General features: G+C 27.9%; 21 protein-coding genes. 16 read left to right on the top strand and 5 right to left on the bottom strand.

What is annotated here, in order from left to right:
• Window positions 1–7 precede the first annotated feature (7 nt).
• The 9 genes from flhA to EJL03_RS01475 all read left to right on the top strand — a co-directional run bounded on the left by flhA (window position 8) and on the right by EJL03_RS01475 (window position 7,749).
• On the top strand, window positions 8–2,074 hold the full coding sequence (gene flhA / locus EJL03_RS01440) for a flagellar biosynthesis protein FlhA (protein WP_125152187.1): 2,067 nt from the start codon (window positions 8–10) through the stop codon (window positions 2,072–2,074).
• Window positions 2,075–3,232, top strand: coding sequence for a flagellar biosynthesis GTPase FlhF (gene flhF / locus EJL03_RS01445; RefSeq protein ID WP_125152188.1), 1,158 nt, complete (start codon window positions 2,075–2,077; stop codon window positions 3,230–3,232). It begins immediately after the preceding gene.
• Complete coding sequence (locus EJL03_RS01450) at window positions 3,226–4,101, top strand: MinD/ParA family protein (protein ID WP_125152189.1); 876 nt, start codon at window positions 3,226–3,228, stop codon at window positions 4,099–4,101. The genes flhF and EJL03_RS01450 overlap by 7 nt, the downstream gene beginning before the upstream one ends.
• 14 nt (window positions 4,102–4,115) lie before the next feature.
• Entirely contained in the window at window positions 4,116–4,778 is a 663-nt protein-coding gene (locus EJL03_RS01455; protein WP_125152190.1) for a flagellar brake protein, read from the top strand.
• A gap of 3 nt (window positions 4,779–4,781) precedes the next feature.
• On the top strand, window positions 4,782–5,516 hold the full coding sequence (locus EJL03_RS01460) for a FliA/WhiG family RNA polymerase sigma factor (RefSeq protein ID WP_125152191.1): 735 nt from the start codon (window positions 4,782–4,784) through the stop codon (window positions 5,514–5,516).
• An 18-nt stretch (window positions 5,517–5,534) separates the two neighbouring features.
• Window positions 5,535–5,960, top strand: a complete 426-nt coding sequence (locus EJL03_RS01465) for a DUF6115 domain-containing protein (RefSeq protein ID WP_125152192.1) — start codon at window positions 5,535–5,537, stop codon at window positions 5,958–5,960.
• 77 nt (window positions 5,961–6,037) lie between these two features.
• A complete protein-coding gene (locus tag EJL03_RS16540; protein ID WP_279222043.1) occupies window positions 6,038–6,160 on the top strand; it encodes a hypothetical protein in 123 nt (40 codons plus the stop codon).
• The gene (locus tag EJL03_RS01470) at window positions 6,157–6,948 is read left to right on the top strand and encodes a flagellar hook-basal body complex protein (protein ID WP_125152193.1); all 792 of its coding nucleotides are present in this window, start codon (window positions 6,157–6,159) and stop codon (window positions 6,946–6,948) included. The genes EJL03_RS16540 and EJL03_RS01470 overlap by 4 nt, the downstream gene beginning before the upstream one ends.
• Window positions 6,949–6,966: 18 nt before the next feature.
• Window positions 6,967–7,749, top strand: coding sequence for a flagellar hook-basal body complex protein (locus tag EJL03_RS01475; RefSeq protein ID WP_125152194.1), 783 nt, complete (start codon window positions 6,967–6,969; stop codon window positions 7,747–7,749).
• A gap of 45 nt (window positions 7,750–7,794) precedes the next feature.
• Here the strand turns inward: EJL03_RS01475 and EJL03_RS01480 are convergent, their stop codons facing one another.
• Together EJL03_RS01480 and EJL03_RS01485 are read right to left on the bottom strand one after the other, a co-directional pair.
• Complete coding sequence (locus tag EJL03_RS01480) at window positions 7,795–8,559, bottom strand: hypothetical protein (protein WP_125152195.1); 765 nt, start codon at window positions 8,557–8,559, stop codon at window positions 7,795–7,797.
• 81 nt (window positions 8,560–8,640) lie between these two features.
• Entirely contained in the window at window positions 8,641–8,826 is a 186-nt protein-coding gene (locus tag EJL03_RS01485; RefSeq protein WP_125152196.1) for a hypothetical protein, read from the bottom strand.
• Between the two features lie 575 nt (window positions 8,827–9,401).
• Between EJL03_RS01485 and EJL03_RS16750 the strand changes: the two genes are divergently transcribed.
• Window positions 9,402–9,572 carry a hypothetical protein gene (locus tag EJL03_RS16750; RefSeq protein WP_423243317.1) on the top strand — a complete coding sequence of 57 codons (171 nt, stop codon included), beginning with the start codon at window positions 9,402–9,404 and terminating at the stop codon, window positions 9,570–9,572.
• On the top strand, window positions 9,569–9,730 hold the full coding sequence (locus tag EJL03_RS16755) for an IS3 family transposase (protein WP_423243318.1): 162 nt from the start codon (window positions 9,569–9,571) through the stop codon (window positions 9,728–9,730). Before EJL03_RS16750 ends, EJL03_RS16755 begins: the two co-directional genes overlap by 4 nt.
• A gap of 63 nt (window positions 9,731–9,793) precedes the next feature.
• On the opposite strand, the gene EJL03_RS01495 is transcribed toward EJL03_RS16755, so the two are convergent.
• On the bottom strand, window positions 9,794–11,437 hold the full coding sequence (locus EJL03_RS01495) for a putative manganese-dependent inorganic diphosphatase (RefSeq protein WP_125152197.1): 1,644 nt from the start codon (window positions 11,435–11,437) through the stop codon (window positions 9,794–9,796).
• Between the two features lie 281 nt (window positions 11,438–11,718).
• Between EJL03_RS01495 and EJL03_RS01500 the strand changes: the two genes are divergently transcribed.
• Window positions 11,719–14,271: a calcium-translocating P-type ATPase, PMCA-type gene (locus tag EJL03_RS01500; RefSeq protein ID WP_125152198.1), complete on the top strand. Its 2,553-nt coding sequence runs from the start codon at window positions 11,719–11,721 to the stop codon at window positions 14,269–14,271.
• Window positions 14,272–14,346: 75 nt separating this feature from the next.
• On the opposite strand, the gene EJL03_RS01505 is transcribed toward EJL03_RS01500, so the two are convergent.
• Complete coding sequence (locus tag EJL03_RS01505) at window positions 14,347–14,754, bottom strand: hypothetical protein (protein ID WP_125152199.1); 408 nt, start codon at window positions 14,752–14,754, stop codon at window positions 14,347–14,349.
• A gap of 391 nt (window positions 14,755–15,145) precedes the next feature.
• Here EJL03_RS01505 and deoC point away from each other — a divergent pair, with 391 nt between their 5' ends.
• The 3 genes from deoC (at window position 15,146) to trhA (ending at window position 19,033) form a co-directional block, all read left to right on the top strand.
• On the top strand, window positions 15,146–15,808 hold the full coding sequence (deoC, locus tag EJL03_RS01510) for a deoxyribose-phosphate aldolase (protein ID WP_125152200.1): 663 nt from the start codon (window positions 15,146–15,148) through the stop codon (window positions 15,806–15,808).
• A gap of 129 nt (window positions 15,809–15,937) precedes the next feature.
• The gene (locus EJL03_RS01515; protein WP_125152201.1) at window positions 15,938–18,238 is read left to right on the top strand and encodes an AAA family ATPase; all 2,301 of its coding nucleotides are present in this window, start codon (window positions 15,938–15,940) and stop codon (window positions 18,236–18,238) included.
• A 153-nt stretch (window positions 18,239–18,391) separates the two neighbouring features.
• Window positions 18,392–19,033, top strand: a complete 642-nt coding sequence (gene trhA / locus EJL03_RS01520) for a PAQR family membrane homeostasis protein TrhA (RefSeq protein ID WP_125152202.1) — start codon at window positions 18,392–18,394, stop codon at window positions 19,031–19,033.
• A gap of 434 nt (window positions 19,034–19,467) precedes the next feature.
• On the opposite strand, the gene EJL03_RS01525 is transcribed toward trhA, so the two are convergent.
• The gene (locus tag EJL03_RS01525) at window positions 19,468–21,342 is read right to left on the bottom strand and encodes an LTA synthase family protein (protein ID WP_125152203.1); all 1,875 of its coding nucleotides are present in this window, start codon (window positions 21,340–21,342) and stop codon (window positions 19,468–19,470) included.
• Window positions 21,343–21,503: 161 nt separating this feature from the next.
• Here EJL03_RS01525 and ychF point away from each other — a divergent pair, with 161 nt between their 5' ends.
• Window positions 21,504–22,601: a redox-regulated ATPase YchF gene (gene ychF, locus EJL03_RS01530; protein ID WP_125152204.1), complete on the top strand. Its 1,098-nt coding sequence runs from the start codon at window positions 21,504–21,506 to the stop codon at window positions 22,599–22,601.
• Window positions 22,602–22,756 lie beyond the last annotated feature (155 nt).

Raw genomic sequence — 22,756 nt, forward strand, 5'->3', positions numbered from 1 at the left:
GTTTTTGGTGGAAGGTATTAGAAAAAGGCTAGATTTGAAAAAAAATATAGATGTAATTATAGCTTTGGGTGTTATAGCTATTGTTATGATGATTATTATTCCAATGCCATCACAAGTTTTGGATATATTAATAGCCTTAAATATAACTATATCTGTAGTAATTATATTATTAACCATGTTTACAACAGATGTTTTACAATTTTCATCTTTTCCCACTTTGTTATTGGTTACTACACTTTTTAGATTGGGATTAAATGTATCATCCACTAGACTTATTTTAGGTGATGGAGATGCAGGTAAGATAATAGAAGCTTTTGGTACTTTTGTTGTAAGAGGAAATTATGTGGTTGGAATTATTATATTTTTAATTATAATAATAATTCAGTTTATAGTTATAACCAGTGGTGCCACAAGGGTAGCAGAAGTTTCAGCCAGATTTACATTGGATGCTATGCCTGGAAAACAAATGAGTATAGATGCAGATTTGAACTCTGGTCTTATAGATGAAACTGGGGCTAGAGATAGAAGAAAAAAGCTTCAACAGGAGGCTAATTTTTATGGTGCTATGGATGGTGCATCAAAATTTGTAAAGGGAGATGCAGTAGCAGGACTTATAATAACGGCTATAAACATTTTAGGTGGAATAATAATTGGAACATTGATGATGGATATGACTGCTGGAGATGCAGCTCAAAAATTTACTAGACTTACTATAGGAGACGGGCTAGTAGGTCAAATCCCAGCACTTTTAATATCAACCGCATCGGGTATTTTAGTTACTCGTTCAGGTAGTGATGAAAATTTTGGGTCCGTTGTAGGAAAGCAGTTAACAGGATTTCCTAAAGTTATAGCTATGGCATCAGCAATTTTATTTTTCTTATTTTTAGTACCTGGTTTGCCTAAAATACCATTTTTTATACTTTCAGTAGCTAGTGGCATATCTGCTTACTTTTTATATAAAGATGAAAAAGAAAAGATAATAGAACAAATTGAGATGGAGAAACAGGAAATTACAGATATAGAGAGTAAAGAACCAGAAAATGTTATGAGTCTTATTAATGTAGAACCTATGGAAATAGAAATAGGTTATGGACTTATTCCCTTAGCAGATGAAGGTTCAGGTGGGGATTTACTTCAGAGAATTACCTCTGTTAGAAGACAATGTGCTATTGAAATGGGTATAGTGGTACAACCTATAAGAATTAGGGATAATCTTCAACTTAAAGCTAATGAGTATATTATAAAAATAAGGGGAACTGTTATTGCTAGGTCAGAACTTATGCCTAATATGCTTTTATGTATGGATCCAACGGATGGGGAAAGTAATATAGAAGGAATTAGAGGAGTAGAACCAGCCTTTGGACTACCAGCTATTTGGATTAATAAAGATGCTAGGGAAGACGCGGAAATAAAAGGATTTACAGTAGTAGATCCTACTACTGTAATGGTTACTCACTTAACGGAAACTATAAAAGCACATTCCTATGAATTAATAGGAAGACAGGAAGTAAAACTTATTATAGACTCTGTAAAGGAGAAATATAATACAGTAGTTGAAGAACTTATACCAGATTTAATGACTATAGGAGAAATACAAAAGGTTCTTCAAAATTTATTAAAAGAAAGAGTATCTGTAAAGGATATGGTAACAATATTAGAATCCCTTGCAGATAATTCTAGAACTACAAAAGATATAGAAATTTTAACTGAATATGTAAGGTTTTCTCTATCAAGAAACATATGTAATTCATTAGTGGATGAAAATGGAGCTATAACTGTAGTAACCCTCCATCCGGATATAGAGGAGATAATAGGAGACAATATTCAAAAATCAATGCAAGGCTCTTTTCCAGCATTGGATCCGGATACTACGGGTAAAATATTAAGTTCTTTAAAAAATGTATTAGAAAATACATTCTTTTACGAGGGACAACCTGTAATTTTAGTATCACCTAAAATAAGACCAGCTTTTAGAAAACTTACGGAAATGGTATTTCCAAGCCTTTATGTACTTTCTATAAATGAAATTCCTAATGATATAGAAATAAAAACTGAAGGAGTTGTGACAATATAAATGTTAATTAAAAAGTATATTGTAAATAATATGAATGAAGCTATGAATAGAATAAGATATGAACTAGGGAAAGAGGCTATAATAATTAGTCAGAGAAAAATAAGAAGACCAGGTTTTCTAGGATTTTTTAAAAAGAAGGTTATAGAAGTCACAGCTGCAATAGATAATTCAAATAAAGATGATAAAGATATGGAAAGCAGTGTAGAAATTATAAAAAAGATAATGGAAAATAAAGAAAAATTAAATAGCAAAAAATTAGAACTTTCAAAAGAAGAATTTAATAAAAATTCTCATGAGGATAAGAATAAACAGTTATTAGATAAAGAGATTTTATTAAATGAAATTCAAGAAATGAAAAACATGATGAGTAGTATGATGAATAATAGCTTAAGTGTATCTCAAGAGGAAAGTGAACTTGAGGGCTTATTAAAGAATAGTGATTTAAATGAAGATATTATAAGAAATATTTTGATGAAAGTGGAAAATATAGATAATGAATTAGAAGATGTAGAAAAAGCTAAAATTGTTATAAAAGAAATGATTCCTATATCTACAATGATTTTAAAGGATGTGATTGTCTTAGTTGGTCCAACTGGTGTTGGAAAGACTACTACCATAGCAAAATTAGCTGGTCGCTTATCTTTAATAGAAAAAAAGACAGTAGGTCTTATAACAATAGATACTTATAGAATAGGGGCAGTAGAGCAATTAAAAACTTATGCAGATATTATGAGAATACCTTTTAAAGTTGTTTTTTCAATAAAGGATATGGAAGAAGCAATAAGTGACATGAAGGATTGCGATGTAATTTTGGTAGATACTACTGGGAGAAACTCTAAAAATACTATGCAGATATCTGAACTTAGGGCGTTTATAGATAATACAAGAACAGAAAATATACATTTAGTAATAAGTGCTACTACAAAAAATAGAGATATAGATACTATAGTGGAAGGATACAAGCCTTTAGGATATAATAACATTATAATAACTAAATTAGATGAAACTACCACATATGGGTCTGTACTTAATATAATACAATATGCAGGAAAACCTGTAAGTTTTATTACAACAGGACAAAATGTACCAGATGATATTAGAAAGATAGATCCTGAAGAAATGGGAACTTTGATACTAGGAGAGAATAATATATGTTAGATCAAGCAGCGAGTTTAAGAAAAATTGTATTTGACAGTATGAATCCCGAAAGTATAGATAATGAAAAGACTAAGGCGAAGATTATTACTGTTACATCTGGAAAAGGTGGAGTAGGAAAAAGTAATTTTGTAGTAAACTTAGCTATTGCTCTTCAAAAAAAAGGTAAAAAGGTTATGATTTTTGATTCTGACATTGGTATGGGAAATGATGATGTATTAATGGGTGTTATGCCTAAATATAATGTATATGATGTTATATTTAATAACATGGAGATCAACGAAGTAGTTGTTAATGGACCACAGGGAGTAAAGTTATTATCTGGTGGTATGTGGGTTACTAAAATGGATGAAATTACAGATAAAAACCGGGATATCTTTGTAGAAAAGTTAACTAAGTTAAGAGATTTAGATTATATTTTAATTGATACTGGAGCAGGAATCAGTAGAAGTATTTTAGGGTTTATAGCTTGTTGTGAGGATGTTATTGTAATTACTACACCAGAACCTACATCACTAACTGATGCATATAGTTTACTAAAAGCTATAGATCATTTTAAATTAAAACCTACTGTAAAATTAGTTATAAATAAAACTTTAAATATAAAAGAATCTTTAGAAACTTATAGTAAATTTAGTAATACTGTGAATAATTTTTTAAAAATTAATTTAGATTATTTAGGGAGAATGTCAGAGGATAGAAAACTTGTAGAATCAGTTAGAAAACAAGAACCGTTTATTATAAAATTCCCCGAAAGCAATGTAGCTAAAGATGTATCTTATATTGCAGACAGGTTAATAGGTTTAAATACTAAAGAAAAGGGAATGGGTATTGAAAAATTTTTCAAAAAAATATTTAAAATTTTTTCTTGATTGGGGAGAGTTTTATGTATAAAAATATCAAGTTTAATATAAATAGAAAGATTGAGATTTTAATGGAAGATGGGGTTTATAAAAGTAATGTTCAGGATTTAGAAAGAGATTATATAGGAATAAGTATTCCAGTAAAGGATGGACAATATTTACCATTAAAAACAGGAGAAAAAGTAGAGGGTGTATATTATGATGAAAAAAATATATACAAATTTTATACAACAGTAAAGGGAAGAAAAATAGATAGAATTATGATGATTCTCTTACATTATCCAACCAAATTTATAAAAATACAAAGGAGAAATTTTGTAAGAGTACCTTTAGTTATTAATGTTTGCTGTGGATTACTTAACAAAGATTTAGATTTTAAGAATATTGGGGACAATCAAATAGAGTTCTTTGACGCTTTTTCTATAGATATGAGTGCTGGTGGAATAAAGATAGCAACTGAAAGGAATATAAAGATAGGAGATATATTAATGATAACCCTTCCTTTAAAAAATGAAGTGCTAACTTTAAAATGTAAAGCTGTTAGAATTGATAGAGATTTTAATAATAATAAAAACCTATGTGGCTTAACTTTTATGGACTTAGAAAATAAAACTAGGGAAAAAATAATTAAAATGCTATTTCAAATTATGAGGGAACAAAGGAAAAAAGCACCTAAGGGGGATTAAATTATGGCTATGGCAGCAGATTGTGATATAAAAGAACAAGTAATAAAAAAATATATACCGTTAGTAAAGTATATAGCTTCAAGAGTTATAATTGGAAAAACTAAATATATAGAATATGAAGATCTAGTTAGTTACGGTATGATAGGGCTTATGGATGCATTAAATAAGTTTGATAAAAGTAAAGGTATGAAGTTTTCAACTTATGCATCCATAAGAATAAAAGGATCTATGATAGATGAACTAAGAAAAATAAGTCCTATATCAAAGGGAGCTATGGATAAGTTAAATAGATACAATGATGCTATAGAAAGATTGCAAAAGAAAAATTATAAAGATCCTGATATTATAGAGATATCTAAGGAATTAGGAATTTCTATAAAGGAAGTTTCTCAAATTGAAAATTATATAAATTATATTTCTATAGTTTCTTTAGAGGATTTAATTTTTTCTGAAGATGATGATATACCACTGATTGGAACTATTGTGGATGAGAAGAGTCCAAGCCCTGAAAATACTTTAGAGGAAAAAGAACTCTTAGAGTATTTAGCTAGAGCATTAGATAATCTAAATGAAAAAGATAAAACTGTATTGTCATTATATTATTATGAAAAGCTCACATTAAAAGAAATAGGGAAAGTTTTAAGCGTTTCTGAATCAAGGGTTTGTCAGCTTCATAGCAGAGCTATAATACATTTAAGGCAAGAATTGAAACGACTTAAATATAATATTTTAAATTAATTTTTGGGAGTTATAATTATGATTATAATTTTAATATTAACAGGGACTATACTTATTGTGTTAAATGTTATAGCTTTAAAAAAAGAACAAGGTTCATTTAGAAAAATATTAGATAATAAAGAAAATAATATGGAAAATTTCCAAATAGAAATAGGAAAAGTAAGAAAAGATATGGCAGAAACTATTTTTCAGCTTCAAAGTGAAGTGGAATTTTTTAAAAAAGAAATTGAAAATATAAAAAAAATGTATAATGTAAAACAAGAAGAAAACGAAAATATAAGTGAAGAAGATAAAAAAGCATTATATCAGCAGGATAATAATGTGGTAAAAATAAAAGAAGTAGAAAAAATGATTAGTTCTGGTATGAGTGTTGAAGATATATCTAACGATTTGGGTATTGGTAAGGGGGAAGTACTATTAATAAAAGAATTATATCTAAAATAAAAAAAATTATATTTTTTCTTGGTGATAGAAAAATACTTTTAGGTATAGGAATAGGAATAATTATTTCTACTGTAATTATGACAGGTGTAAAAATTAATTATGAGTTAAGTAACTATGAGATAGAAAAAAAAGCTAGGTCAATGGGAATGGAATATCCTGATGAAACAAAAGTTATAATTGATAAGGATGTGGGGAAATGATTAGAAGTCTTTATACAGCTGTGTCTGGTATGATAACACAAGAAGCAAAACAGGATGTAATAACAAATAATTTGGCAAACGTTAATACTGTGGGATTTAAAAACGATGGTGTAGTAACTAAAAGTTTTGATGAAGTGTTATTGTATAACTATGACAAAAAGGTTAACGGAAAAAATTTTAGACAAAACTTAGGAAATTTAAGTTTCGGAAGTAGAATAGATGATGTAAATACGAATTTTACTCAAGGAATTATAGAAAAAACAGATAAATCAACAGATTTTTCTATTATGGGAAGAGGTTTTTTTACTGTAGTAAGAGATGATGGGATAAATACAGAAAGATTATACACTAGAGATGGGCATTTTCATACTAATAAAATGGGGTATTTAGTAAATGATAGTGGAAACAATGTGTTAGGAAGAAATATTCAAAATGGGAGAGTAGAGCCTATTAGAATAAATGGTGGTAAAATTACAGTAGATGATATGGGAAACATAAAGGAGAACGATGTATTAAAATATAAATTATATACAGTTGATTTTCCGGGAGATAATTCTTATAGTAATTTAAAAAAGGTAGGAGATAATCTTTACATAGGTGGTAATCCAGAAGAAAATAATAACGTAGTAGTAAATCAATATGCATTAGAAAGATCAAATGTAAATGTAACTAAAGAAATTATAGACATGATTACGGTCATGAGAACTTTTGAAACTAATCAAAAGGTTATACAAACTATAGATGAGACTCTAGGTAAAGCAGCAAATGAAGTTGGAAGTATTAGATAATAGTTTGGGGGTGTAAGAATGCTTAGAATCCTTTGGAATGGAAGAAGTGCTATGATGGCGCAACAAGAAAAATTAGATTGTATTTCTAATAATATTTCTAATGTAAAAACAGAGGGTTACAAAAGAGAAGAGGTGACTTTTCAAGATTTAGTTTATGAGACTTTAGATAGAAGGGGATATCCAACGAATTCAGGTGAAGATAAAAATTTAATATCCGGTACGGGTGTAAAAGCAGGAAGATGGATAAGAGACATGGAAAAGCAAGGTGATTTAGTAAATACAGGAACAAATACAGATTTAGCTATAGATGGGTTAGGATTTTTTAGGGTTGTAAATTCTAGTGGGCAATATAGATATGAAAGATCAGGGAACTTTAGTGTGGATACTAATGGCGATATAGTGGATAAGATGGGGAATAAATTAGATATTCAATTTTATGGAGAAAAAACTAAGTTTACTGAGGATAGTTTTGCAGTTAGACAAGATGGTACTGTTTTTGTACAGGAATACAGTAATAGTGGAAGTAAAACTAGGGAGGTAGGCAGAATAAATATTTATAATGCTGTAGGAGATGATGCTTTCATATCAGTTGGAGAAAATTTATATGAGGCTGTGGAGGGGGTTAACCCTACTCCGATACAAGCTGATATATTATCCGGTTATTTAGAAGGATCTAATGTGGATATGGGGAAAGAGATGACGGATATGCTTATGTCACAAAGAGCCTTTGAATTTGGATCTAGAGCGTTAAAAGCGGCAGATGAGATGTGGGGAATGGTAAATAGCTTAAAAGGCAGATAAAATACATAATTAAAGAAAAAATAGCATGTAGTAAAATTCTACATGCTATTTTATTCTTATAATTGAAAAGAAAAGTAAAAAGGTTATCATACATATGCTGTAAGTAATGCTTAAATAATCTTTTATAGAGTGTGCATCTATTTTTTTACTATATTGTCCATAGCTCTTTAAATAAGAAGTGTTATCTGCATTAAAATAATAATAAAAATTTACAGATTCAATATAAGCTGCTAAAATATCTACATTTAAAAGAGGATTTTTATAAAGATTAACCAGAAAATCTCCTCTAAAATTAATAGTAAATTTTTTATTTCTAATTATATATATTAAATATAAAAATACTTCGGCTATTATAGATGGAATTATAGTAAGTGTGTTAAAAACAAACTTTAATTTATTAGATTCATTATTAAGGTTAAGATTATAAATGTAAGTATAAATCAAAGCTAATGTGTTACCAGATATTAATATATATAAAAGAGGAGCTATAAATCCACATACAACGCATTGAGAGATCGTAGATATAGAATCATAAAAGTGGACCTTTTCTCTTTTCTTTAAATTTTTTCGTTCATTATTACTTATATCTATAACTAAAAAACTGGTAATAAAGTTTAAAAGTTCTTCTTTTGGAATAAATTTTATAATAAAGCAAATAAATAGTAGCATTAAAATATGAAATAGAAATAATATATATTTGTTTTTAAAAAATTTTTTTATTAAAAGATCCATTTTATAATATATTATTTGTCTATCTATTCTCCATAATAAGATGCTAAAAAGACAACCAATTAAGTAACCCACTCCCAAAACTTACTCCCCTCCTATATAAAAATAATATTAGTAATTAATATGCGGGGAATAGTAATTTAATTCTAATATATTTTATGTCTAATCTATTACTTCGCTTATATCTACCTGTTTAATTTTTATATTACATTGATTTTCTGAAAAATCTAAATCGTTACAACAACTCCTAAATGGAACGTAGTCTTCTGTATCTACCATAGGACACATATACATAGGGCACTTATATCTAGACAAATAAGGGATATGAAAATTATTCATATAATACATAAAAAATTCCTCCTAAAAATTTATCATTATATTATATGAAAAAAATAATCGATATATTTACAAATTAATAAAAAAAAGAATGTAGCTATATTTAAAATGGTACCTATAGATTGGATACATAAAAAAGAGTGTCTAGTTATAGGTGTTTTTTTGTATATAATAACTTTTGAATATGGAGGTTAATATGAGTAAAATTACATTTTCTAAAGAAGTTATTAAGACACTAAATCGTAATCCCTATGTTAAACCCGTTAGCAAGAAGTCAATAACATACTCTGACGAGTTTGAAAGATGATATCATTAATAAACAAGAAGCAAAAATAAAATTTTTAGAGGAACAATTGAAGTTGTTAAAAAACTCGATATAACAGAAAAAAGGCTGGTAAGAAACTGCCTAAATCTAATAAATAATGAAGTATATAAGAAAGGCTCAAAATCTATTAAAATGACTCTGAAAAATTAATTTAACATTACATATAGTAGTTCCTAATTTACTACATAGGAACTTTAAACAAAGTATTCCTGGTAAAACTTTACTCACAGATATTACGTATATCCCTTACGGGATAAATCAAATGGCGTATCTATCAGTTATAAAAGATAGTTTTTGTAATGATATTTTGGCATATCATATATCTAATCAAATTACACTAGATATCGCAACTACAATTATTTATAAACTAATAAGCTTACATAAATATGTATTTATTCACTCAGATCAAGGATTTCATTCTTTGGTCATATGAAAGATGAAGTAAACTTTAAATCATGTTGTTTCACTATTGAAGATGTATTTAATGAAGTCGACGATTATATAGAGTATTATAATAATCATAGATGTCAATGGGGATTAAAAAAGATGATTTCTAAACAATTTAGAAATCATCTTTTAGATGTTGCTTAACCCTTTTTTTATAATGTCCTTGACACGGGATCTATTTTAAATTTAGCCACACTTTTTTTATTATTAATTACTTTCTGTTGCTGCTGCAGTTAGTGGTGGAATAACTTGTTTTTTTCTTGACATGAGACCAGGAATATACGCACAAGATTCATTAAGTTGAACGTTAAATGCTTTATTTATGAGGTATTTCTCAGGTCCTTCTGCCAATAGTTCAGAACCATCTTTTAGAAGGTCTGTTACCATAAGGATTAGAAGATTAAAGTTTTCGCTATTAGATTTTTCATTCATATATGCAAGCATTTCATTTTTCATAGTAGCAAAGCCTTCTGTATCCATTGTAGTTATTTGGCCTACACCTACTTTAAGGGAACCTATTTTAAACACTTTAAAGTCTTGATTAAATATTTCGTCTAACGTCTTTCCTTGAAGTGAGGTACCTGCTTTAAACATCTCCTGTGCAAATTTATCTACGTCTATATTAGCTATTTCGCTAAGTCTTTTAAGCATTATTTTATCGGTGACAGTAGATGTTGGGGACTTAAATAAAAGTGTGTCTGATATTATTGCAGAGCAAAGTAATCCTGCGATTTTTTTAGTTGGTCGTAAACCATTCTCAAAATAGATTGAAGCAATTATTGTTGCAGTACATCCTACAGGTTCATTTCTAAAATATATAGGAAGACCTGTTTGTATATCGCCTATTCTATGATGATCAATTACTTCTAAAAGTTCTGCATCTTCAAGCCCTGGAATTGATTGTGTCCTTTCATTATGATCTACTAAAATAACTTTTTTCTTATTTTTAGAAATCAAATGATATCTGGATATACTTCCAAGTATTTTATTATTATTATCTACTACAGGGTAACTTCTATATCTGGTTTGGAGCATTGTTTCTTTAATTTCATCTACTAAATCTTCTTTGTTAAATACTATTAAATTATCTTTAGTCATTACGTAGTGTACAGGAACACTTTGGGGTATCAATCTTGCTGCAGTGAAAGTATCATAAGGAGTCATTATTATAGAACAGCCTATTTCTTTAGCTTTTTTTATTATTTTATCAGTAACATCATGTTTTCCTGTAATAATCATAAGTGAAGCTTTGCAATCAAGGATTATTTCTTGAGCATCTTCTCTATCACCGCATATAATTATATCATCTTTTTCTATAAGTTCTCGGGCACTATCAGGTTGCATTGCAGTAACTACTATTTTTCCATTGAAATTTTTAGTATTTTCACTTACGTATATGCATTTGGCAGAAAGAGTTTCTACTATATTTTCTAAAGTAGTGTTACTTTTTGATAAAATATTATTATCCCATATATCCATATAAGTGGAGGTTATATTTGAAAGTGAAGCAAGACCTATTAGTCGTTCTCTTTCATCCACAACTGGTAATGTTTTAACATTATGTTTTTTCATTATTGACCAAGCCATTTTAAGGGAAATTTCTGGTGATATAGGAGTTACAGAATCAATAGCTAAGTCTTTTATTTGAGTTCTAACTGTTTCAATATATTTAGGAGATTCCACACAAAAATAGTTAAGAACAAACTCTGTTTCTTTATTTAAATTTCCAAGTCTTACTGGCAATGTAGGAGCATCTCCAATTCTGTTTTTAAATTCGGCGTAAGCTATAGCAGAACATATAGAATCTGTATCCGGATTCTTATGACCGCTAACATATATTATATCTTTCACATTAAAAACCTCCTTAGGTTGTCATTGGTTAATAAAAATGATTTTTTATTAATTTAACTTACAAATCAATATTTGTAAAACCATGTATATTTATATATAATATCACTTTTTTATCATATCAAAAAATAAAGGAAATTTAAAGTAACATTTCTTTTAAAGTTGGAAAATGTAAAATTGGGTCTATTAAAAAAATTAAAAATATTTCACCTGTACCTTACATATATTTATATAGTAAAAATAATTCTTATGATATGTAAATTATGGGTACGGAGGTGTTTATATTGATTAACGAAAAAGAACTTTTCTCGGGTTTAACAACTATAGAAGCAGAGAGAAGGCTTAAAAAATATGGACCAAATGTTTTAGAAAAAAAAGAGAAAATTTCTCCAGTTAAAATTTTACTTCAGCAATTTAATGACTTTATAATATGGGTATTACTAGCTGCTACAGTTATATCAGGATTTATGGGAGAAAAGGCAGATGCAATAACTATTCTAATAATAGTAATTATGAACGGAATTTTAGGATTTATACAAGAATTTAAAACAGAAAAATCTTTGGAGGCATTAAATAGCTTAGCTGCACCTACAGCAAAAGTTATTAGAAATGGAAATGTAAAAGTTATAAGTGCAGAAAAGTTGGTTATTGGAGATTTAATAATTGTAGAAAGTGGTGATAGGATTCCAGCGGATTGTATTATTGTAGAAGACTCTGCATTAATGTTAGATGAATCTTTACTTACCGGGGAATCGGTTGGTGTTAATAAAAGCAGTCAGGATAAAGACAATATAGTATATATGGGTACTATAGCTTTGACAGGTAAGGCTAAGGCTAAAGTTATTGCTACAGGTATGAAAACTGAAATGGGAAAAATCGCAGGTATGTTACAAAATATAGAAAAAGATAAATCTCCACTTAAGGAAAAGCTTAATGCTTTAGGAAAAGTATTAGTAGTTCTTTGTATTGGAATTTGTATTATTGTTACTATAACAGGCATAAGTAGAGGTCATGATAAATATCAAATGTTTTTATTAGGTGTAAGCTTAGCGGTAGCAGCTATTCCAGAGGGATTGCCTGCTATTGTAACTGTAGCATTAGCACTTGGTGTGTCAAGAATGCTTAAAAAAAATGCATTGGTAAGAAGGCTACCTGCTGTGGAAACTCTTGGATGTACATCTATTATTTGCAGTGATAAGACGGGTACATTAACTGAAAATAATATGACAGTTAAAGCGTTGTATTTTAATAATAATTTATATAATTTGAATAAAGATACAGTGCCAGAAAATATGTTGTTTAAAAAATCTGTTACATATTGCAGTGATTGTAATATAGATTATAATGAAAAAAATTTGGATAAGGGATTATTTGGTGATCCTACAGAAACTGCTCTTATAAAGGCATTTTTAAAAAATACGGGGGAACTTAAAAATTTTCTATCAAAAGGAAAGAGGATAAAAGATAGACCATTTACATCGGAAAGGAAAATGATGTCTGTAATAATAAATGAGAATGGGAAAAAGAGATTATATTTAAAGGGGGCTCCAGAAAGGGTAATAGATAGATGTAGATATATTGTAATTCATGGGGAGGTAAAAGCTTTTACTTCTTTATACAAAGATAAGGTATTAAGAAGTGTTGAAACTATGTCATTTAAAGCATTAAGATGTATTGCTACTGCTTATAAAGAAATATCAAGTGTTAATGGTAATAACTTAGAAAATGATCTTACTTTAATAGGTGTTGCAGGTATTATAGATCCACCAAGAAGAGAGGTTAAGGATGCAGTACTAAAGTGTAGAATGGCAGGTATAACACCAGTTATGATAACAGGAGATCATAAAAATACTGCTTATGCTATTGGAAAAGAATTAGATATAGTAAATAATGAAAATCAAGTGATTACGGGAACAGAATTGGACAAAATAGATAACAAGTCATTAATAAGTAAAATAGATAATATAAGAGTATTTGCTAGGGTAAATCCAAATCATAAATTAAGAATTGTAAAAGCTTTTAAAGAAAAAGAAAATATTGTGGCAATGACAGGAGATGGAGTAAATGATGCTCCTGCAGTGAAAGAAGCTGATATAGGTATATCTATGGGTGTATCTGGTACAGATGTAACTAAAGAAGCATCCTCAATGATATTATTAGATGACAATTTTGCAACCATAGTATCAGCTGTAGAAGAGGGAAGGGTAATATATGATAATATAAGAAAATTTATAAGATATTTACTATCATGTAATTTAGGTGAGGTACTTACAATGTTCTTAGCATCTATATTAAATCTTCAAACACCCATGTTACCAATACAAATTTTATTTGTAAATCTAGCTACAGATGGTTTGCCAGCCATGGCTCTAGGAATTGATCCTGCTGATATGGATATTATGGAACAAAAGCCAAGACCTAAAAATGAAAGCATATTTGCTAGAGGATTAAGGGAGAAAATACTTATAAGAGGTAGCCTAATAGGGATTTGTACAATACTTGCTTTTATTATGGGAAGTAAATATGATATGAGTCTTAGAACTTGTAGAACATTGGCACTATGTACACTTGTAATGTCTCAACTTATACATGTATTTGAATGTAGATCAGAAAGACATTCAATATTTGAAATTAAATTATTTACAAATATGTATTTAGTAGGTGCAGTTGCTATATCAATTGTTATGCTTATGAGTATACTATATATTCCTTTTTTACAAGGAGTATTTCATACAGTCCCTTTAAATATAGGGCAATGGTGTATAGTATTATTTTTCTCAGGGATTATTGCATTCATAAATAGTTTGTATTTGTTTCTATTCCATAAAAATAAATAATGTTATGTAAAAGATAAAAAACAAAGTCTTGAAAAGATATTAAACTTTTCAAGACTTTAGATTTATAAGATTATATTATTTAAATCTTGTTTTGACTCTCTGTACTTTAGGCTCTTTTCCTTCCATTGGAATTAAGTCTTTTTTTGTAGTCATATTACGTACATTCATAATTTCTAGTTGTTCTCTATTTTCTTTTCCTTTTTTACCTTTAAGACCTTGTACTAAAAGATAATTTCCTTGAGATATTGAAATGAATTGAACAGGTTTAAACCATCTATGTTTTTTATAAGTGCATCTAACTATATTTTTGCTTCTTTCAGGTCTTACAAGTAATACTACAGTTAATTTATGGAATATTCCTAAAATAGTCTTTTGCTCTACTTTAACGGATACAGCATTACCTTGGACTTGAGATAATCTATCTCCATATTTTTTTATATAATTTTCAGCATAATATTTATTTAATTTTTCTCTGAAACTCATGTGCAATAACTCCTTTGCGTTAAATTTTGTGCATAGTTTTATAAATAATATAATATATGTATTATTTCATAATATAAAGTAGTAAATATCTACTAATTTTCTAAAATACTGTTAGAATTGATATTTAGAACATTTTATATACATTATAGCATAGTATTTTGAAATTTAAAATATATTAAAATCAGGTTTTATGTTCATAGTTTAACCTTATAAAAGAATATTTATTATTATATTATCTTTTATTTGTAAATTAATATTCTTTTATAAATAAAAGATTGAATTAAAAGATTTGTAAAGTTATAAAGAATAGTATAAAATATATATGTAAAATTTTAGATATTAATGATAGTTTAAATTAAAGTTTTATTAGTAAAGTTAGGGGGATTAAAGTATGAATAAATGTGATTTAGCTAGTATGATTGACCATACTATGTTAAAACCTGAATCAATTGAGGAAGATATAAAAAATATATGTAAAGAAGCAATTGCAAATGAATTTGCATCAGTATGTATTAATCCTTGTTATGTTAAATTAGCATCAAATTTATTAAAAGAGAGTAAAGTTAAGGTTTGTACTGTAATTGGATTTCCATTAGGAGCCACTACAACTAAGGTAAAAGCTTTTGAAGTAGAAGATGCCATATTAAATGGTGCAAGGGAAGTAGATATGGTTATAAATATTGGGAAATTAAAAGATAAGGATTATGATTATGTTAAGGAGGATATAAAGGCGGTAGTGGACAAGGCTAAAGGAAGAGCATTAAGTAAAGTTATAATAGAAACTTGCCTTTTAACAGAGGAGGAAAAAATCATTGCCTGTAAAATTGCAAAAGAAGTAGGCGCAGATTTTGTAAAGACTTCCACTGGATTTTCTAAGGCAGGTGCTAAAGTAGAGGATATTAAAACAATGAGAGAGACTGTAGGGAAAGAAATGGGAGTTAAAGCATCAGGAGGAGTGAGAACTTATGAGGATGCTATAAAAATGATTGAAGCTGGAGCAAGTAGAATAGGTGCATCTGCGTCTATAGAAATATGTAAAAATTGTAGGAAATAATATATTTATCTTTTTAAGGGCTAGAAAAGTAAAAGTTTTTCTAGTCCTTATTTTTATCTTTTTTAAAATTTTGTTCCTAAAAACACAGATTTGGAATATTAATATATTAATGGATATTAAGGGGGGATTATAATGAATGAACTTACGTCCATGGAAGTAAAATATAATATAGAATTTGACAATATACAGAGGAGAGATTCAAATGATTATATACCAGAGTATAGTGAAGTATATAAAAGTATTAAAACCGCTTTAGAAATTGATAAGGAAGGATATAATGTATATTTAATAGATGATTTTTCACAAGACAAATTAAATAATATTATGAATTTTATTAAGGAGAATTCAAGTGATATTCCACCTAAAGATATATGTTATGTAATATATGATAATCCTAAAGAACCTAAGGGCCTATTTGTGGATAATGGAAAGGGGCATTTATTTAAAAGCTATGTAGAGGAGATAAAAAAGACTTATTTAGAATTAACTTATGAATTTTATAATACTTCTGATAATAAAAATAAAGAAGAACTTTTAGATAAGATCGAAAAGGGAAGAAGCGAATTGCTAAGTAAAATGATCAAAATAGCTGAAGAAACAGGATTTGATATAAGATTTAGTCAAGGGGGATTCTCTTTTATACCTCTAAAAGATGATGGAGAGGTTATGAGTGAAAAAGAATATGAGTCATTAGAAAAGGATAAAAAAACTGAAATTATAGATAATGTTAGTATTTTGAAGAAACAAGCAGAAAAAATATTGGATGATATAAAAGAAGAGGAAGATATAGGAATAGAGAGTATAAAAAAACTTATGAGGGAATATTATAAAGTTAATATGGAAAATGTAAGAGATTCCTATGGGAAAGACTTTAATAGGGAAGGAAAGGTATTGGAGTATTTAGACAATATGTGCAATACTACAGAGGATGAATTAATCGAAAATTATTCATCTACTTATGAGGATGATGAGGAAGCTATAGGTGAGATCGTAGGGAAGTATATGGTAAATGTGTTAGTAGATAATAATGAGAATAAAAAACCTGTTTGTATATATGAAGATGATCCTAGTTTAAGCAATTTATTAGGAACTATAGAATATGAAAATAAAAATGGAGTATATATAACAGATGTGAGCCTTATAAAGGCAGGCTCTATGCTGAAAGCTAATGGGGGATGTCTTATAATAAGGCTCAGTAGTCTTTTGGCTAATCAATCAGCTTATTACTATTTAAAAAAATCTCTTATAAGTGGAAAGGTGGATATTGATCATAACAGAGGATATTTAGAATTATTGTCTTTAAATGGTCTTCATCCAGAACCTATAAAAATAAATGAAAAAGTTATACTTATTGGAGATTACGAAACTTATGATGTATTATATAGGTATGATGATGATTTTAAAAAGATTTTCAAGCTAAAAGCTGAATTTAATCCTATTGTAAAAATAAATGATAAGACAAAGGCAGCTCTCATAAAAGATATAGAAAAGATAAGTTATGAAAACAGTTTAAAACCTATAAAAGCTGAGGGTATAAAAGAAATAGGAAAATTTTTATCTAGAAGAGCGGAGGATCAAAATAGATTTTATTTTGATGGATATGAACTAAATAAATTATTAATGCTTACAAATAACAAGGTAAAAAATCAAAATAAGGATTTTATTGATAGTAATGATATAAGAGAAATACTTTATGAGGAAGAAACAATACAAAAAGAGATTCTGGAAACTTTTAAGGAAAATAAGATATATATAAATGTTAAAGACAAGGTAGTGGGGGAAGTAAATGGGTTAACTGTGTTGGACGCAGGATACTTGAGGTTTGGAAAACCTGTAAGAATAACCTGTAGATGTTATAAAGGCGATGGAAGTATAATAGATGTGCAAAAAGATTCGGAGTTAAGTGGAAAAATACACAGTAAGGCTATAAATATATTAAATGGATATATTAATGGGCTTTTAGGTGATTATGGAAAGTTGCCAGTGGATTTTCATCTTAGTTTTGAACAGGTATATGGAAAAGTAGATGGAGATAGTGCTTCAGTTGCAGAAATAATAGCTATGTTATCTTCTTTAAGTAAAATTGGTATAAAGGGAAACATTGCAGTTACAGGCTCTGTAAATCAGTTAGGTGAAGTTCAACCAATAGGAGGAGTAAATGATAAAATAGAAGGTTTTTTTAAAGTTTGCAATATAGTAGATACAACACATGGCAAAGGGGTTTTAATACCCTATTCTAATATTGACAATTTAGTTTTATCTAAAGAAGTAGAAGATGAGATTGAAAAGGGTAATTTTCATATATATACTATGAAAAATATAGAAGAAGCAGTGGATACTTTAATGGGTGATGGTAATATTAGTTTTAAAGATGTATTAGATTTGGCAGAAAAAGAGCTGAAGAAATACGGAAAGAAAAGAGGGTTTTAAAAAAATATAAAATCAAATTATTTAACTATTTAAAAATGAAGTAACATGGATTTCCCTATGGGAAATCCTATTATTTATTTTGTACAAAGATAATAAATTTATAATATATGTGATATAATAAGTTAAACTATTAAATAGAATTCGGGTGATAATTTGGAAGGAAATTTCTATACTAAAAAAGAAGAGATAATGAATGCATTAACTCATGGTTTAGGTACTTGTTTAGCAATATCCGCCTTAGTAATATTAATAGTGTTTGCTTGTATTAAGGGGACAGTGTGGCATGTAGTAAGTTTTTCTATATATGGTTCAACGTTAGTCATTCTTTATTTGGAATCAACACTTTATCATAGTTTACCAGGTAAAAAAGTAAAAAAATTATTTAGAAAATTTGATCATATGTCTATATTTTTACTCATAGCAGGTACTTATACACCATATTGTTTAACGGTATTAAGAGGGTATATAGGATGGTCAATATTTGGTATAGTTTGGGGATGTGCTATATTTGGAATTGTTTTAAAAGCATTTTATACAGGAAAAAAAGAAATACTATCAACACTGTTATATATTATTATGGGTTGGATTATAATATTAGCAATAAAACCTTTATATAATATAATGACAATTAGTGGTTTAGCATGTCTAGTAGTTGGTGGATTATTATATACACTAGGATCATACTTTTTTATTAAGGACAAAATAGTTTTTAATCACGCCATATGGCATTTATTTGTATTAGGGGGAAGCGTGTGCCATTTCTTTTCCGTAATGTCCTTACTTTACATAGGATAAAAATAAGTTAGAATATTTCAGTAATATAATTAGTTATGTTTAGTATTATAAAAAAGGTTTATATTAATTCTAAAATAAATAATCTATAAATATATTATTTTTTATGATGTGTTTAAGTGTATAAATAAGGGGCTGCTTTATAGCAGACCCTTATATTATCTTAAAATATTATTTAAAAAGAAAGAGGTACCTTTTAAAACAAGTATGTTAAATAGTGCACCTAGTAAAATTGCTATAGAAGTGTAAATAATACATTTGGTTAATTTCACTTTTGTGGGAAAAGAATTATTTGTACTTGATTTTATACATTTTGATGAAAAGAATATAAATATAAACCATGGGACTATACTTTCTATAGAAAATATAGGGATCAAAATACAAATAAATATAAATATTAAACACCATTTAGGAAGTGTAAAGTCCATAAAATTCACCTACTTTTTAAAATAGTTTGCTCTTATTATTTTATCACTAATAGTAATACCTTTAAGAAAAAATTCTTTATTTAATTTTTTAGTTTCTTTGCCAATATATTTTCCTGTAGAGGTTACTGCAAAATCTAATTTTGTGTTTAATAGATTCCTCCCTATAGAGCTTAATAAATAATCAGAGGAATTGGCTCCCATAAGGTAACTTAAAGTGGGAAGCAGATCAACTTGTCCACCAGTTGTAGATATAGTTTCTCCCTTTATGTCTTTAGAATATATTATTAGTGGAATTTCTAAATTATTATCCCACCATTTTTCCTTTTGTGACATAGAATTTATTTCATCATCAAAGAATTTATGGACTCCTTCATGGTCCCCATATAAAACTACCACAGAATTATTTAATAGATTTTTTTTCTTTAAAATATTTAAAAAATTGCCTATTTGTTTATCTGTATAGTGTATTGATTGAAAATATTTTCCCATTCTACTTTCATTAAAGGAAGAGTTAAGTTTTAATTCTTCATATTCCTTAGGAAGATTAAAAGGAGAATGACTAGTAACAGTTATTGAAAAACTATAAAAAGGTTGTTTTTCTTTTTCTAATATATCTGGTAATTGATTTAAAAAGCTTTTATCGCTTATCCCAAGGCCTATAACTTCATCTGAGTTAAAAGAGCTTGAATCATAACATTTATCAAAGCCTATGGATTTTAATGCAGGAAGCCAGTTCCAATAAGAGCCTTTATCAGGATGGCAGGCTACAGTATTATAACCTAGTCTTTTCATAATATTTGGCAATGAATTTACATATGTATTTCCTGGATATCTAAAAAAAGTACTCCCACTGCGTACAGGATAAATAGAGGTATTAGTTAAAAGTTCAGCATCGGAGGTTGTACCATTATGTGTTTGTTCTATATAATTGTCAAAATATAAACTATTTTTTAATAGCTTATTCAAATTAGGAGTAATTTCTTGGTTTTGTATTTTTTGTCCAACAACAAAATTTTCCAAAGATTCCACTTGAAGTATTATTAAATTTTTATCTTTAAATATACCTTTATATCTATTGTCAGGTAGAGTAACAGATTTAGATTTAAACCAATTATCTATTTGAATTTTTTCATTATCATCTATAATATATGGTTGAGATTCTTTATAGAATGTATATATATCAAAAATATGATATCCAATTGGGGTAAGGGAAGCCATAGTTTGATTTTGAGTCCAACTTCCTTTAAAGAGAATTTGATTTTCATAACCTTTTTTTAATATATCTACTTTATAATGAGCATAAACTAAATACAGAATAGGTAATAAAAATAAAATAAAAAAACTGGTTAAATTCCTCTTACATCTTTTATACATTTTTAGATCCTTTAAAGATATAAAAATTATAAATATTATATCTAATAAAAATAAAATATCTATTGATCGTGACATAGCAAATATGCTATCACCTAAGTTATTTAAGTTGGAAGTAGCTTTTAAAAGATGGTAGCTTAAAAAAGAATGATTACTTCTATAATACCAAATGTCACCTATATATATTATAGTTAAGATTATATTTGTTAATATAAAATAACATAGCTGTGGTATTCCATTAAATAAGAAGCTGAAGGAAAATATTAAGCATATAAAGCTTATGTATACCAATATAGGCGGAACACTATGAAGTACTGTATTTGCATTAATGCTAACTGCCTTGTCACTAGAAATAAGTAATACAAATAGTAATGTTTTTATTAATATGATTATAAAACTATATTTAAATAATTTATTTTCTTTTATATTTTTATAAGATAAATATAAATTATTTAAAATTTTATCAAATTTACTATATTTAGTTTTAAAATTTGTGTTTTTAAAAGTTTCCATAATATCTCCTTTTCAAAAATATTTTAGTAAAATTCCATATAATAATTATACTATGATAATACATAAACGCAAAATATAAGGGTTATATTGAAATAAAAGCTGTAGTAGAGTATAATTTTAGAAGGAATTAACTAAAGGTAGGAAAGGACTGGATACACAATATGAAATTAGGAATTGTTGGCTTACCAAATGTAGGTAAGAGTACTTTATTTAATGCTATTACCAGTGCAGGAGCTGAAGCAGCGAACTATCCATTTTGTACTATAGAACCCAATGTTGGAGTAGTTACTGTACCTGATAAAAGATTAGATGTGCTTGAAAAAATGTATAATCCTAAAAAGAAGATATATGCAACTATAGAATTTTATGATATAGCAGGGCTAGTAAAGGGTGCAAGTAAGGGAGAAGGATTAGGAAATAAGTTTTTATCTCATATAAGAGAAGTTGAAGCTATAGTTCATGTTGTAAGATGTTTTAATGATGAAAACGTAGTACATGTGGAAGGAAGTATAGATCCTATAAGAGATATAGAGACTATAAACTTAGAACTTATATTATCTGATTTAGAAATTTTAGATAGAAGAATTGAAAAAACTTTAAAGATGGCAAGAGGCGGAGATAAAAAATCTAAGGAAGAACTTGTTTTAATGGAAAGGGTAAAAGCTCATTTAGAAGCGGAAAAACCTGTGAGAACTTTAGAGGTTACAGAAGAAGAAAATGAAATAGTAAAAGGATTATTTTTAATTACATCAAAACCTGTCTTATATGCAGGAAATATTTCTGAAGAAGATTTAGTATCTGGAAATGTGGAAAATGACTATGTAAAAAAAGTTAAAGAATATGCTAAAAAGGAAGGTTCAGAAGTAGTTGTAATAAGCGCAAAAATAGAAGAGGAATTATCTACATTAGATGAAGAGGAGAAAAAGGAAATGTTATCTGAGTATGGCATAGAGGAACCTGGACTTAATAAGCTTATACAAGCTAGCTATAAATTATTAGGACTTATGAGTTTTTTAACAGCTGGATCAGATGAAGTTAGAGCTTGGACTATAAAATTAGGAACTAAGGCCCCAATGGCAGCAGGTAAAATACATACAGATATTGAAAGAGGATTTATTAGAGCAGAAGTAGTGTCTTATGATAAGTTAATAGAATGTGGCTCAGAAGCTGCCGCTAAGGAAAAAGGATACTATAGACTTGAAGGAAAAGAATACGAAATGCAGGATGGAGATATAGTTTTATTTAGATTTAACGTATAATTTATAATTTATTTTGTGAAGATAAAAAGCATTTAGAAATAATATTTCTAAATGCTTTTTTTTATATATTTTAAATTCTTAATTTGAAGAAAGGAGGAAAATATTTAAATAAAAACATTTGATATTCACACTTAATATTTATATAATTGTATATA

Source organism: Clostridium rectalis, from assembly GCF_900626095.1.
Classification (GTDB): Bacteria; Bacillota; Clostridia; order Clostridiales; family Clostridiaceae; genus Clostridium_AS; species Clostridium_AS rectalis.